This is a genomic window from Actinoallomurus spadix, from assembly GCF_024055725.1.
GTDB lineage: Bacteria > Actinomycetota > Actinomycetes > Streptosporangiales > Streptosporangiaceae > Actinoallomurus > Actinoallomurus spadix.
The window spans coordinates 63,098-76,411 of the sequence record NZ_JAMXMX010000004.1 but is presented as its reverse complement, the minus strand read 5'-3'; the positions used below and the strand labels follow the sequence as shown (position 1 = coordinate 76,411).

At 71.5% G+C, this 13,314-nt stretch carries 12 protein-coding genes and 1 pseudogene; 10 read left to right on the top strand and 3 right to left on the bottom strand.

The window, feature by feature from the left end; translation table 11 throughout:
• Positions 1 to 16 precede the first annotated feature (16 nt).
• Positions 17 to 1,912 carry a PIG-L family deacetylase gene (locus NE235_RS06450; protein ID WP_252800026.1) on the top strand — a complete coding sequence of 632 codons (1,896 nt, stop codon included), beginning with the start codon at positions 17 to 19 and terminating at the stop codon, positions 1,910 to 1,912.
• A 234-nt stretch (positions 1,913 to 2,146) separates the two neighbouring features.
• A complete protein-coding gene (thrS, locus tag NE235_RS06445) occupies positions 2,147 to 4,123 on the top strand; it encodes a threonine--tRNA ligase (protein WP_252800025.1) in 1,977 nt (658 codons plus the stop codon).
• Positions 4,124 to 4,196: 73 nt separating this feature from the next.
• Here thrS and NE235_RS06440 read toward each other — a convergent pair whose 3' ends face one another.
• Positions 4,197 to 4,352 (bottom strand): hypothetical protein, encoded by a 156-nt coding sequence (locus tag NE235_RS06440; protein ID WP_252800024.1) that lies wholly within the window; start codon positions 4,350 to 4,352, stop codon positions 4,197 to 4,199.
• A gap of 197 nt (positions 4,353 to 4,549) precedes the next feature.
• Between NE235_RS06440 and NE235_RS38595 the strand changes: the two are divergent.
• From NE235_RS38595 to NE235_RS06420, 4 genes and pseudogenes are all read left to right on the top strand, one after another.
• Positions 4,550 to 4,843 (top strand): annotated as a pseudogene (locus NE235_RS38595) (DUF5753 domain-containing protein); the annotation flags it as partial.
• An 89-nt stretch (positions 4,844 to 4,932) separates the two neighbouring features.
• Positions 4,933 to 5,076, top strand: coding sequence for a hypothetical protein (locus tag NE235_RS06430; protein WP_252800022.1), 144 nt, complete (start codon positions 4,933 to 4,935; stop codon positions 5,074 to 5,076).
• 308 nt (positions 5,077 to 5,384) lie between these two features.
• Positions 5,385 to 5,936, top strand: a complete 552-nt coding sequence (locus tag NE235_RS06425) for an HIT family protein (RefSeq protein ID WP_252800021.1) — start codon at positions 5,385 to 5,387, stop codon at positions 5,934 to 5,936.
• A gap of 286 nt (positions 5,937 to 6,222) precedes the next feature.
• Complete coding sequence (locus NE235_RS06420; RefSeq protein WP_252800020.1) at positions 6,223 to 6,636, top strand: thiol-disulfide oxidoreductase DCC family protein; 414 nt, start codon at positions 6,223 to 6,225, stop codon at positions 6,634 to 6,636.
• A gap of 27 nt (positions 6,637 to 6,663) precedes the next feature.
• Here the strand turns inward: NE235_RS06420 and NE235_RS06415 are convergent, their stop codons facing one another.
• Entirely contained in the window at positions 6,664 to 7,491 is an 828-nt protein-coding gene (locus tag NE235_RS06415) for a polysaccharide deacetylase family protein (RefSeq protein ID WP_252800019.1), read from the bottom strand.
• A gap of 126 nt (positions 7,492 to 7,617) precedes the next feature.
• On the bottom strand, positions 7,618 to 9,762 hold the full coding sequence (locus NE235_RS06410) for an elongation factor G-like protein EF-G2 (protein WP_252800018.1): 2,145 nt from the start codon (positions 9,760 to 9,762) through the stop codon (positions 7,618 to 7,620).
• A gap of 233 nt (positions 9,763 to 9,995) precedes the next feature.
• Here NE235_RS06410 and pgsA point away from each other — a divergent pair, with 233 nt between their 5' ends.
• The 4 genes from pgsA to NE235_RS06390 are packed head-to-tail and all read left to right on the top strand — an operon-like array spanning position 9,996 to position 13,258.
• Positions 9,996 to 10,619: a phosphatidylinositol phosphate synthase gene (gene pgsA, locus NE235_RS06405; RefSeq protein ID WP_252800286.1), complete on the top strand. Its 624-nt coding sequence runs from the start codon at positions 9,996 to 9,998 to the stop codon at positions 10,617 to 10,619.
• Between the two features lie 13 nt (positions 10,620 to 10,632).
• Positions 10,633 to 11,520 (top strand): phosphatidylinositol mannoside acyltransferase, encoded by an 888-nt coding sequence (locus tag NE235_RS06400; protein WP_252800017.1) that lies wholly within the window; start codon positions 10,633 to 10,635, stop codon positions 11,518 to 11,520.
• Between the two features lie 47 nt (positions 11,521 to 11,567).
• On the top strand, positions 11,568 to 12,698 hold the full coding sequence (locus NE235_RS06395) for a glycosyltransferase family 4 protein (RefSeq protein WP_252800016.1): 1,131 nt from the start codon (positions 11,568 to 11,570) through the stop codon (positions 12,696 to 12,698).
• Positions 12,699 to 12,700: 2 nt separating this feature from the next.
• Positions 12,701 to 13,258: a hypothetical protein gene (locus NE235_RS06390; RefSeq protein WP_252800015.1), complete on the top strand. Its 558-nt coding sequence runs from the start codon at positions 12,701 to 12,703 to the stop codon at positions 13,256 to 13,258.
• The last annotated feature ends 56 nt before the right edge of the window (positions 13,259 to 13,314 follow it).

Below are 13,314 nucleotides of genomic sequence, written 5' to 3'. Positions count from 1 at the left end.
TTGGAGTCAGTGCCGCATGCCCACCGAACCGCCCGCTCCTGAGCCTGTTTCGCCCGGGTTCGGGCGGCGACGGTTCTTCCTGGTGGGAGCGGTCGCCGCAGCCGGGCTCGGAACGGGCCTCGGCCTGCTGTCGGAGGGCCGTGGCCGGCCGGCGGACCGGCACGGCGCGGCGGCGCCGGGCACACCGGCCGCCCGCGCGCGCTACCTGCAGATCGTCGCGCACGAGGACGACGACCTGCTCTTCATGACCCCCGACCTCTCGGAGTCGCTGCGCGCCGGCTCGCCGCACCTCACCGTCTACCTGAGCGCCGGGGAGAGCAAGGCCGGCATCCCGCCCGACACCCACGACGTGAACGCCTACACCGCCGACCGGGAGACCGGCGTGCGGACGGCGTACGCCCTCATGCTCGGCGTACGGAACCGGTGGCGGCGGGAGACCCTCACCGTGGGGACGCTGCGGCTGCTGTCGTACGCCCTGGTCGACCGGCCGGACGTCCGGCTGGTGTTCCTGCTCGTGCCGGACGGGCGCGACCCGCGGGCCAGCCTGGGATGGCACACGCTGGGAAGACTGTGGAGCGCCACCGGCCACGCGGACGTGTGCGGATGGACGCAGGCCCCGGAGGGATCGCCGTACCGGCGCTGCCTGAGCCGGGAGGACGTCCTGACCGCGCTCGGGGGCCTGATCCAGAGTTTCCGGCCGACCGTCGTGCGCTCCCAGGACGTCGCGCCGGACGAGAGGTACAGCGCGGACCACCCCGATCACATCGCCGCCGCGCACTTCGCCGCAGAGGCGGTGCGCCGCCACGCCGCGCGCCATCCCGAGCAGCCGCTCCTGCAGGTGAACTACCGGGACTACAACATCCGCAACCTGGCGGTGAACCTCGGTGAGGCCGACAACCGGGACAAGCGGCGGGTGTTCGCCGCCTACTCCGCGCACGACTACCGCATCAGCTCCGAGAACCCCCACTGGGACGCCTACGAGGCGCGCATGGTGTACCGCTGGCCGCGGGGCACCGGCTTCACCGCCGCGGACGCCGTGTACGCGGTGGGCGCGGGCCGCCTGCTCGTCTGGCGGCGGACCGGCGGCCACTGGTCGGCTCCCCGCTCCCTCGGCGACCCGGGAGGCCCCCTGGCGCCGGCCGTGGCGGCGGCCGGGCCGGTGGTCCTCGGCCTGCGCACCGACACGGGCGAGGTCGTCGCGTACGACCAGGGGGGCTGGCGGTCGCTGGGCCGGCCCGATCCGAAGAACATCCACAACCAGGCCGGGGCCCCGGTGGCCGTGGTCGACGGCTCCGGCACGGTCGCCGTCTTCGTGCGCAACGGGCGCGGGGGAGTGAGTGCCCGGTTCCTCGGCCCGGGCGGCTGGACCCGGGCGTGGACGGACCTGCCGGGCGTCGACATGAGGCAGGTCGTCTCGCCGCAGCCGAAGAAGAGGCACCGGCGGTACGGCGACGTCCAGGACGGCCTGGCCGCGGTCGTCACCGACGACGGGCTGGTCGAACTGTTCGCCGCGACCCGCTCGCAGGTCCTCTGGTGGCGCCAGCGCCGGCCGGGCAGGGCGCCCGTCTTCGCCGGGGTCCTGCCGGTGGCGGGTGCGATCGCGCCACTGGCCGCCGAGGCGGTCGGCGGCCGGGTCCAGGTCATGTTCCGCGAGCCGTGGACCGCCCGGACCCTGGCGATCTCCCGGCCCATGAGATCGAGAGCCTGGGAGGGCACGGTGCCCGTACGGGCCGCGGCCCACCTCGACGGCGAGGCGCCCGTCATCGGCGTCCTGCCGCCCTCCCGGCTGATCGGGGTGCCCGCGCCGCTGCCGGACGGCACGCAGGTGTGCGCGCTCGGCGCCGACGGGCGGCTGCACGTGGCGCCGCGCTCCGCCGCCCGGAAAGCCGCGTGGCGCGCGATCGGGCGCTGATACCATGACCGCATGGCGGCCATGTCCCAGACGACGACGCCGGGCGAGTCCCGGCGCGACGGCCGCCTGCACTGACCTGCACGGCCGAGGCCCCGGGAGCGATCCCGGGGCCTCGCTGCTGTCCCGGTTCGCTCCCGCCACGCGAGAGGAGCGACCATGGAGTCGACGGCGTCCCCCGGACCCGCACAATCGATAGCATTCGATCCCGACATCCCTGACCATCGAGGAGTTCCCGTGTCTGAGCTGCGCATCACCCTCGACGGAAGCGAGCGTGTGGTGGCGGCCGGCACCACCGCCGGAGCGGCGCTCGACGCCGACGGCCGCACCGTCATCGCCGCCCGTGTCAACGGTGAGCTGCGCGACCTGGCGGCCGAGCTGAGCGACGGCGACATCGTCGAGCCGGTGGAGATCGGTTCCGACGACGGCCGGGCCATCATGCGGCACTCGACCGCGCACGTCATGGCCCAGGCCGTGCAGGAGCTGTTCCCCGAGGCCAAGCTCGGCATCGGCCCGCCCGTGGAGAACGGCTTCTACTACGACTTCGACGTCGCCGAGCCCTTCACCCCCGAGGACCTCAAGCGCATCGAGAAGCGGATGCGCGAGATCGTCAAGCAGGGCCAGCGGTTCTCCCGCCGCCCGGTCTCCGACGACGACGCCCGCGCCGAGCTGGCCGGTGAGCCGTACAAGCTGGAGCTCATCGGCCTCAAGGGCTCCGGCCCGGTCGAGGCCGAGGCGGAGGGCGCGAACGTCGAGGTGGGCGGCGCCGAGCTGACCATCTACGACAACCTCGACGCCAAGAGCGGAGAGCTGCGCTGGAAGGACCTGTGCCGCGGCCCGCACCTGCCCACCACCCGGGTCATCCCCGCGTTCAAGCTGATGCGGTCCGGCGGCGCTTACTGGCGGGGCAGTGAGAAGAACCCACAGCTGCAGCGCATCTACGGCACCGCGTGGGAGTCCAGGGAGAAGCAGGACGAGTACCTCAAGTTCCTGGAGGAGGCCGAGAAGCGCGACCACCGCAGGCTCGGTGCCGAGCTCGACCTGTTCTCCTTCCCGCCGGAGCTGGGCAGCGGCCTGCCCGTCTTCCATCCCAAGGGCGGAATCATCCGCAAGGAGATGGAGGACTACATGCGGCGGCGGCAGCAGGAGGCGGGGTACGAGTTCGTCAACACCCCGCACATCACCAAGTCGTCGCTGTTCGAGATCTCCGGCCACCTGCCGTACTACGGCGAGGACATGTTCCCGCCCTTCGAGGTCGACCAGGTCGAGTACCGCGTCAAGCCGATGAACTGCCCGATGCACAACCTGATCTTCAGGGCGCGCGGGCGGTCCTACCGTGAGCTGCCGCTGCGGCTGTGCGAGTTCGGCTCGGTCTACCGGTACGAGAAGTCGGGCGTGGTGCACGGGCTCACCCGCGTGCGCGGCATGACCCAGGACGACTCGCACATCTACACCACCAAGGAGCAGATGGGCGACGAGATCAAGTCGCTGCTGACCTTCGTGCTCAGCGTGCTGCGCGACTTCGGTCTCTCGGAGTTCTACCTGGAGCTGTCCACCAAGGACGACTCCGACAAGTTCATCGGGGACGACGCCGACTGGGCCGAGGCGACCGAGGCGCTGCGCCAGGCGGCCGGGGAGTCCGGCCTGGACCTGGTGGACGACCCGGGCGGCGCCGCGTTCTACGGGCCGAAGATCTCCGTTCAGGCCAAGGACGCGATCGGCCGGACCTGGCAGCTGTCCACCATCCAGCTCGACTTCAACCAGCCGAAGCGCTTCGGCCTGGAGTACCAGGCGGCCGACGGCACCCGGCAGACCCCGGTGATGATCCACCGCGCGCTGTTCGGGTCGGTCGAGCGCTTCCTGGGCGTGCTGGTCGAGCACTACGCGGGCGCGATGCCGCCGTGGCTGTCGCCGGTGCAGGCGGTCGGCATCCCGATCAGCGACGCGCACGTCCCGCACCTGGAGAAGGTCGCCGACCGGCTGCGCGAGCGGGGCATCCGGGTCGAGATCGACACCTCCTCCGACCGGATGCAGAAGAAGATCCGCAACGCCCAGAAGCAGAAGGTGCCGTACATGCTCCTGGCCGGCGACGACGACGTGGCCAAGGACGCCGTGTCGTTCCGCTATCGGAACGGCGAGCAGAAGAACGGCGTCTCGATCGACGAGGCCGTCGAAGAGATCGCCAGGGCCGTCGAGAGCCGCACCCAGGTCTGAGACCGCCTGTGATTCCCTGGCGTGTGCTGTGCCAAGAGCGCAGCACACGCCAGGGATCATTTTTCTTCGCCGCTCACAGCCACCGCAGGTCGGCGAACATCAGCCGGGCGGCGCTCGCCGGGCCCGACCACTCTCCGACATTGCCCCTGCCGAAGGTGACCGCCCGCCCGTCGGGCAAGGCCATGCCCCAGGCGACGAACTCGGTCCCGTCCCCGTCGTCCTCGCGCACGAGCGCGAACAGCCGGGGTACCTCCGGCCGGCGGCGAAGCCGTGCCCTGAGCCGGGTGATGATCCCCCTGCCGTGGTAGCGAGATCCTCCTCCATCTCGCCACCGAGGTCTGGCAGAAGGGCTGGTGGGACAAGTACTCCGGCCAGGTCGACGACTCCCTCATCGACCTCGTCTGGCTCGAAAGCCGAACCGAGACGATGCGGGCGTACAGTCAGGCGGCGCTGCTGTTCCTCCTGCAGACGCGCGAGTACGCACAGGCGATGATCCGGGCAGTGGATCCAGACGCCTCGGAAGAGCAAGTACGGCACTGGGTGGATCTGCGCATGTCAAGGAAGGGAATTCTCGACCGCAACCCTTCCGTACGTCTTTCCGTCATTCTCGACGAGGCGGTCCTGCGCCGCCCGGTCGGGGGTGCCCAGGTCATGGCCGAGCAACTCCGCCACATCGGTGTCCAGGCGGAGCGAGAGAACATCGCACTCCGAGTACTGCCGTTCAGCGTCGGCGCGCATGCGAGTCCCAACGGCGGGTTCCAACTACTCAAGATGTCGGATCCTTTCATCCTTTCCCGGAGGTGGCTTACGTGGAGGGGCCCGCCGGTGCGTTGTACGTCGAATCGGTGGAGGCCGAGCGAATCGCCGGTATGTACGATCGTCTGGAGAAGGCCGCCCTCACCGAGAGCGAGTCGGTCGGCTTCGTGGCGGCCCTGGCGGAGGAGTTCGAGTGAGCGTGAACACCGCGGTCGTCTGGCGCACCAGCACCTACAGTTCCAATGGCGGTGGCAACTGCGTCGAGTGACGGTTTGATCGTTGGTCGTCGCTGCTCGCCGGGAACCACATCAGCTACTTCGACGTCGGTGTTGACGTGGCGAGCCTGGCGAACCGGTCATCTGGCGGTCACCGTCGACGGCAACGTGACCATCGCGGCGACAAGGTGACCACTGCGGCAGCAACGTGACCGCCACAGCCGCGGTGACCGAGCGCTCGGTCGGCACCCGCAGGTGGTCAGGTCCCGCATCGGCCCTATGCTGCTGGCATGACCGAGTCCGACCATGAGGAACAGTACGGAGTCGGGGAGCCCGACCAGTTCCAGCGCCTGTGGACGCCGCATCGGATGGCCTACATCAAGGGCGAGAGCAAGCCCACCGGTGCCGGAGCGGGCGACGGCTGCCCGTTCTGCGAGATCCCGAAGATGAGCGACGAGGACGGACTGATCGTCCGGCGCGGGAACAGCGCGTTCGCCGTCCTCAACCTCTATCCGTACAACTCCGGTCACCTCATGGTCTGCCCGTACCGGCACGTCGCGGACTACACCGAACTCGACGACGCGGAGACCGCCGAGGTCGCCCGGCTGACCCAGGACGCGATCACCGCGCTGCGCAAGGCGAGCGGCGCGCACGGCTTCAACGTCGGCATGAACCTCGGCACGGTCGCCGGCGCGGGCATCGCCGCTCACCTCCACCAGCACGTCGTGCCGCGCTGGGGCGGTGACACGAACTTCATGCCGGTCATCGGCCAGACCAAGGTGCTGCCCCAGTTGCTCCGTGAGACCCGGCAGATCATCGCGGACGCCTGGCCGCACGACTGACCCGGTTCCGTACACCCGCACTTCGGTGCTCAACGGTCGTCGCAGGACGCTGCGCAGGCGCGCGATCACGCGGCGGTTCGGTGGCGACTACGAGCCGCCCATCTGGCCGCGGAGTCGGCGGCGCTGCTCGGACGGGACCGCCGTGAGGTCTTCCTCGCCCTCCAGTCGCATTTCGCCCGGTCACAGGGATCGGAGATCGGCTGAGGCGCAACCGCGGTCCTGCCGGTGGCATGACGCGGGGGCCCCGTGTCGCCGGCGGTGATCAGGCTCGGCGAGGATGGGGCCTATGACGCGACCGGTTCTGGTGTACGACGGGGACTGCGGCATCTGCACGAAGGCCGTGCGGCTCGTCGGGGACACCGCGCCCTCCGGGCGGCGGTGGCCGCGGGTGCCGGCGGACGCCGAGGTCATCCCCTTCCAGCACGCGGATCTGGCGGCGCTCGGCACGACCGCCGAACGCGCCGAGCACGAGGTGCTCTGGGTCGAGGACGGCCGGGTGCACGGCGGGGCGCAGGCGGTGGCCCGGCTGCTGATGCGCGCCGGCGGGTTCTGGCGGCCGCTCGGCCTCCTCACACGGGTCCCGCCGTTCCGCTGGGCCGCGCACGGGCTGTATCGCCTCATCGCGAACAACTGCCACCGGCTGCCCGGCGGCACCCCGGCCTGGGCGCTGCCCGCCGCCGAGCGCCCCGGCGCCCGCTGAGCCGGCGGCCGGTTCCGCGCGTCGGGGTCAGCGCGCCGGGTGCGTGCCCGGCGCCGCGGCGCCCGCCTCGATGAGTTCGGAGACGGTGACGAACTCGAAGCCCTTCGCGCGCAGTCCGCGGATCATCGCGGAGAGGTTCTTCAGGGCGACGAGGCGGTCCGGGTGGCCGGTGTCGTGCGCGAGCAGGATCGTGCCCGGCGCGGTGTTGCCGACGATGTAGTCGACCAGCTTGGGCGGGTGCTTCTCGAAGGTCTTCTCGAGCATCTTGATCGACCACAGGACGAGGTTGTAGCCGAGGACGCCCGCCGCGCTGAGCGTCGTGCCGCCGATGTTGCCGTACGGAGGGCGCAGGTGCCGTGGCTCCCGGCCGGTGATCTCCGTGATGGCGGCGTGCGCGCGCTGCATCTGCGCCAGCGCCGCCCGGTGGTCGAGCCGGGCGAGGTTCTGGTGCGCCCAGGTGTGGTTGCCGGCCTCGTGCCGGTCCATCCGGCCGTGCACGAGGCGGGCGTTGCGCACGAGGCGCTGGCCGACGAGGAAGAACGTGGCCTTGACGTTCTCCTCGTCGAGGATGTCGTGGACCATGGGTGTCCAGTTCGGCATCGGGCCGTCGTCGAACGTGAGGGCCACCAGCTTCTGAGAGGTGTTCACGGCCCAGGTCACGTCGACGTGCCCGTCGACCGGCCGCCAGGGCCCCGCCGAGGGCACGCCCATCGCCGAGCGGGGCGTGGCGGGCGCCGCCTCCGCCGAGTCGATCGCCGCTCCCGCGGCGAGCCCGACCGCCGTACCCGCGCCGCCGAGAGCGACGGCGCGTAGAACGCCGCGCCTGCCGTGCTCCTCAGCCCCCGTATCAGCCATACCGGGATCATCTCAAACGCGCGGTTAACAATGCGTCATCCCGGAGGATGATCGTTCCGTCCTCCGGGAGGGTCCGGTACGGCCGTGTCACCCGCACGGCAGGGGTACGGGTGACACGGCGCGCGCTCACTCCCTCGACTCGGCGGCGACCTTCTCGGCCAGGTGCGACGGCAGCGGTTCGTACCGCAGGAACGAGCGGCTGAACGTCCCGGTGCCGTGCGACATCGACCGCAGGTCGATGGCGTACCGGGTGATCTCCAACTGGGGGACCTCCGCTCTGATCAGCGAACGGCCCCCGGCGATGGTCTCGGTGCCGAGCACCCGGCCGCGCCGGGACGACAGGTCCGACATCACCGCGCCGACGTAGTCGTCCGGAATGAGCACCGATACCTCGTCGACCGGCTCCAGCAGCAGGATCTGCGTCTTCCCGGCGGCGTCCTTGAGCGCGAGCTGCCCGGCCGTCTGGAACGCCATGTCGGAGGAGTCCACCGAGTGCGCCTTGCCGTCGTGCAGGGTGACGCGGATGTCGACGAGCGGGTAGCCCGCCAGGACCCCGCGCTCCATCTGCATCCGCAGGCCCTTCTCGACCGACGGGATGAACTGCCGCGGGACGACCCCGCCGACGATCTTGTCGATGAACTCGAACCCGCCGCCCGACGGCAGCGGCTCGACGTCGATGTGGCAGATGCCGTACTGCCCGTGGCCGCCGCTCTGCTTGACGTGCCGGCCGAGGCCCCGCGCCTTGCCGCTGAACGTCTCGCGCAGCGGGACCCGCAGCGGCACGGTCTCCACCTCGACGCCGTACCGGCTGCGCAGCCGGTCCAGGAGCACGTCGGCGTGCGCCTCGCCCATGTTCCACAGGACGAGCTGGCGGGTCTCGGAGTTGTTCTCCAGCCGCAGCGTCGGGTCCTCGGCCACCAGCCGCGCCAGCGCCTGGGACAGCTTGTCCTCGTCGGCCTTGGACCTGGCGCGGATCGCCGTCGGCAGCAGTGGGTCCGGCATCGACCAGGGCGCCATCAGCAGCGGGGCGTCCTTGGAGGAGATCGTGTCGCCGGTCTCGGCGTGGGTGAGCTTGGCGACCGCGCAGATGTCACCGGCGATGCAGGAGGCCATCGTGCGCTGGGCCTTGCCCAGCGGGGAGGTGATCGCGCCGACCCGTTCGTCGACGTCGTGGTCCTCGTGGCCGCGGTCCGCCATGCCGTGCCCGGAGACGTGCACGGTGTCGTCCGGCCGGAGCGTGCCGCAGAACACCCGGACGAGCGAGATCCGGCCGACGTACGGGTCGGAGGTGGTCTTGACGACCTCGGCCACCAGCGGGCCGTCCAGGTCGCAGGTCAGGTCCTTCGCGGGCGAGCCGTCCACCCGCGTGACCGCGGGGATGCCGTGCTCCATGGGCGACGGGAACGCCTGCGTCATCACCTCGAGGAGCTCGCGCATCCCGATCACCGGCCCGGGATGGTCCCCGTGCGGGACCGAGGTGGCCAGCACGGGATAGAAGCTGCCGCGCGCCACGGCCTTCTCCAGGTCCTCGATGAGGACCTTCACGTCGATCTGCTCCCCGGAGACGTAGCGATCCATGAGCGTCTCGTCCTCGCTCTCCTGGATGATCCCCTCGATGAGGGCGCCGCGCTGCTCGGCGAGACGGTCCAGGAACTGCGGGTCGGGGTCGCGCTCGACGCGTTCGCCGGAGGAGTAGTCGAAACACCGCCCGGTGAGCAGCCCGATCAGGCCGGCCTCGCACGGGAAGTAGCACGGCAGGACGCCGTCGCCGAAGGCGTCCTGGCAGGCGGTGAGGACCTCGTCGAAGTCGCCGCGCTGCTGATCGATCTTGGTGATGACGACCGCGCGCGGCATGCCGACCAGCGCGCACTCCTCCCACAGCATCCGGGTGAGGCCGTCGACGCCGTCGACCGCGGACACCACGAACAGCGCGGCGTCGGCCGCCCGCAGCCCGGCCCGCAGATCACCGACGAAGTCGGCGTAGCCCGGGGTGTCGAGCAGATTGACCTTGGTCCCGCCGTACAGGAACGAGGCGAGCGAGAGGTTCACCGAGCGTTGCTGGCGGATCTCGACCTCGTCGTAGTCGCTGACCGTCGAGCCGTCCTCGACGCGACCGGGCCGCTGGATGGTACCGGTCGCAGCGAGCAGCGCCTCGACGAGCGTCGTCTTACCCGCTCCGGAGTGGCCGACCAGCGCGATGTTGCGAATCTTGTCGGGCTGGTCGACCGCTGGTGCCCTGCCGGCGGCTTGGGGAGCTGTCTTGTCCGCCACGTGCCCACCTCCAAAGGACGGATGGGTGTGACGGGTGCCACACCCGTGGTCACCACCATTACCGCCCCGGCCTCATATCACAAGGGGTGACCAGGATCGGGTTGAGGCCTGCCTGATATCAGCCGTTCCCACCTGCACCGACGCCACGCACTACGATTGGCCCGCCCAGGGGGTGGCGCGGCTACGGCCACGGGGCGATGAAATCGCGGCCAGAACACGATCAGAGGATGGCAATGCTCAACCAGTTGCGGCCGGCGCTCTCGCGTGTGATCACGCCGGTGGGCCGGGCGCTGGCCCGCACCGGTCTCACCCCGAACGCGATCACTCTCATCGGCACGTGCGGTGTCGTCGGCGGCGCGCTCGGTTTCTACCCGCGCGGCGAGTTCTTCTGGGGAACCGTCGTGATCACGGTCTTCGTGTTCTTCGACATGTTCGACGGCGCGGTGGCGCGGGTCACGGGGAGGACGAGCCGGTTCGGCGCCTTCCTCGACTCCAACATGGACCGGGTGTCCGACGCGGCGATCTTCGCGGGCCTGATCTTCTACTTCGCCCGGCAGGACCACCAGGACCTGCTGATGATCGGCCTCGCGCTGTTCTGCCTCGTGGCCGGGGCGCTCGTCTCGTACGCGCGGGCGCGCGCCGAGGGCATCGGCGTCGGCGCGACCGTCGGCATCGCCGAGCGCGGCGAGCGGCTCATCGTCAGCCTGGTCGCGATCGGCCTCGACGGGCTCGGCGTCCCGTACGTCCTGGCCATCGGGCTGTGGCTGCTCTCGCTGGCCAGCGCCATCACGGTCGTGCAGCGGTTCGTGGCCGTGCGCCGTCAGCTCGACGTCCTCGAGGTGAGCGAGCCGTCATGAGGGACGAGGTGTCATGAGGGACGAGGTCTCCGACGCGGCGTACGCGCTCGGCTGGGCGGCGGTCCGGCGGCTGCCCGAGCCGGTCGCCCGGGAGATCTTCATGCTGATCGCCGACCGGACGTGGCGGCAGCACGGCCGGGGCGTACGGCAGCTGGAGAAGAACCTCCGCCGCGTCGTCGGCCCCGAGGTCTCCGATGAGGACCTGCGCGCGCTGAGCCGCCGGGGCCTGCGCTCGTACCTGCGCTACTGGATGGAGGCGTTCCGGCTGCCCGCGACGAGCCGGGAGCGGATCCTGTCCGGCATGCGCATCACCGGCATCGAAGACCTGCGCAAGGACATCGACGCGGGGCGCGGCGTCGTCGCGGCCCTCCCGCACATGGGCAACTACGACCACGCGGGCGCCTGGATCACGCTGACCGGGGTGCCGTTCACGACCGTCATGGAGCGGCTGCGGCCCGAGTCGCTGTACGACCGGTTCATCGCGTATCGAGCGAGCCTCGGCATGGAGGTCCTCCCGGCCACCGGCGGCGACGGCGACGTCTTCCGCACCCTGGCCGCCCGGCTGCGCGAAGGCCGCCTGGTCTGCCTGGTCGCCGACCGTGACCTCACCGCGTCGGGCGTGGAGGTGGAGTTCTTCGGCCACACCGCGAAGATGCCCGCGGGCCCGGCCGCGCTGGCCGTCGAGACGGGCGCCGCGCTCCGCCCGGTCACCCTGTGGTACGAAGGAGCCGACTGGGCCGTCCAGGTCCACGAGGAGATCCCCGTGCCCGACGAGGGAGACCGGCGGGACAAGGTCGAAACGATGACGCAGTCCCTCGCGGACGTCTTCGCCGGCGGCATCGCCGCCCACCCGGAGGACTGGCACATGCTCCAGCGGGTCTGGCTCGAGGATCTCCGGTGAGCTGAGATGACCGAGACGGCGCGGGCGGCGGGAAGGACGGGCGGCCGGTGAAGATCGGAATCGTCTGTCCCTACACGTGGGACGTTCCCGGCGGTGTGCAGCAGCACGTCCGTGACCTCGCCGAGGCGCTGGTCGCGCTCGGCCACGACGTGTCGGTGATCGCGCCCGCCGACGAGGACTCGCCGCTGCCCTGGTACGTCGTGTCCGCGGGACGCGCCGTCCCGGTGCCGTACAACGGCTCGGTGGCGCGGCTGGCCTTCGGGTTCCTGTCCGCGAGCCGGGTGCGCCGCTGGATCCGCGAGGGCGGGTTCGACGTCCTCCACGTGCACGAGCCGGCCGCGCCCTCGCTCGGGCTGCTGGCCTGCTGGGCCGCCGACGGGCCGATCGTGGGGACGTTCCACGCCTCGTTCGAGCGGTCACGGGCGCTGTCGGCGGCCGGCCCGATCCTGCAGAGCGCCCTGGAGAAGATCACCGCGCGGATCGCGGTGTCGGAGAAGGCCCGCAAGACCCTCGTCGAGCACCTCGGCGGCGACGCCGTGCTCATCCCGAACGGCGTGACCACCGAGCGCTACGCCATGGCCGAGCCGCTGCCCGGCTGGCCCGGAGACGACGGCGCGCTCGGCTTCCTCGGCCGCATGGACGAGCAGCGCAAGGGCCTGCCGATCCTGCTGGCCGCCTTCGAGATCCTCGCGCGGCGGCGTCCCGGCCTCCGCCTGCTGGTGGCCGGGCCCGGCGACGAGGAGGAGGTCCTGGCCCGGGTCTCCCCGGACCTTCGCGACCGGGTCGTCCTGCTCGGCCTGGTCAGCGAGGCCGACAAGGTCCGCGCCCTGCACTCCGTCGACGTGTTCGTCGCGCCCAACACCGGCGGGGAGAGCTTCGGCATCGTGCTCGCCGAGGCCATGTCGGCCGGCGCGCCGATCCTCGCCAGCGACATCGAGGCGTTCCGGCGCGTGCTGCTCGACGGCCGGGCCGGAGCGCTGTTCCCGGTGGGCGACGCCGAGGCGCTGGCCGCCGCGGCGGCGGAGCTGCTGGACGACCCGGCCCGCCGCAAGCAGCTCTCGGCGGAGGCCAGGACCGCCGTGCGCGCCTACGACTGGTCGACGGTCGCCCGTGACGTCGTCCGCGTGTACGAGACCGTGGCCGGGGACAGCACCGTCGTCGAGACGTCGGCGGGCTGACCGTGTACCACACCCTGCTCAACGTCGCACTCGCCGCCGCGGTCCTCCTCCTGCTCGGCGTCTACGTCTCCTGGCGCGCCACCCGGATCGACCGGCTGCACGTACGCCTCGAGACCGCGCGCGCCGGACTCGACGTCGCGCTCGTCCGGCGCGCGGCGGTCGCCCTGGAGCTCGCCGCCTCCCGCCTGCTCGACCCGGCGACCAGCCTGCTGCTGGCCGCGGCCGCGCACGAGGCCCGCATCGCCGACGCCGACAACCGGGAGTTCGCCGAGAGCGACCTGTCCCGCGCGCTGCGGGCCGTCGTCGAGCAGCCCGGCTTCCGCGACACCCTCGCCGGGCGTGAGGACGGCGCGGCGCTGCTGGAGGAGCTCGACGCCGCCGTCCGGAAGGTCGCGTACGCGCGCAGCTTCTACAACAACGCGGTGACCGCGACCCGCGCCGCGCGGCGCAAGCTCCTGCCGCGCCTGCTGCACCTGGCCGGCCGGGCGCCGCTCCCGGAGTTCTTCGAGATCGACGACGCCCCGCCGGAGACCTCGGCCGAGGCCGCCCGACCTCGCTGACCGGCCCGGATGCGCGGGTGACGCCGCCCGCCGGCGAGCCGTTCGGTTAGTCTGGC

Bases quoted from the DNA above. Each gene is read 5' to 3' on its own strand.
- NE235_RS06450 (WP_252800026.1), top strand. From the start codon at position 17: ATGCCCACCGAACCGCCCGCTCCTGAGCCTGTTTCGCCCGGGTTCGGG.
- pgsA (WP_252800286.1), top strand. From the start codon at position 9,996: ATGCTCAACCAGTTGCGGCCGGCGCTCTCGCGTGTGATCACGCCGGTG.
- NE235_RS06425 (WP_252800021.1), top strand. From the start codon at position 5,385: ATGACCGAGTCCGACCATGAGGAACAGTACGGAGTCGGGGAGCCCGAC.
- NE235_RS06400 (WP_252800017.1), top strand. From the start codon at position 10,633: ATGAGGGACGAGGTCTCCGACGCGGCGTACGCGCTCGGCTGGGCGGCG.
- NE235_RS06420 (WP_252800020.1), top strand. From the start codon at position 6,223: ATGACGCGACCGGTTCTGGTGTACGACGGGGACTGCGGCATCTGCACG.
- NE235_RS06415 (WP_252800019.1), bottom strand. From the start codon at position 7,491: ATGGCTGATACGGGGGCTGAGGAGCACGGCAGGCGCGGCGTTCTACGC.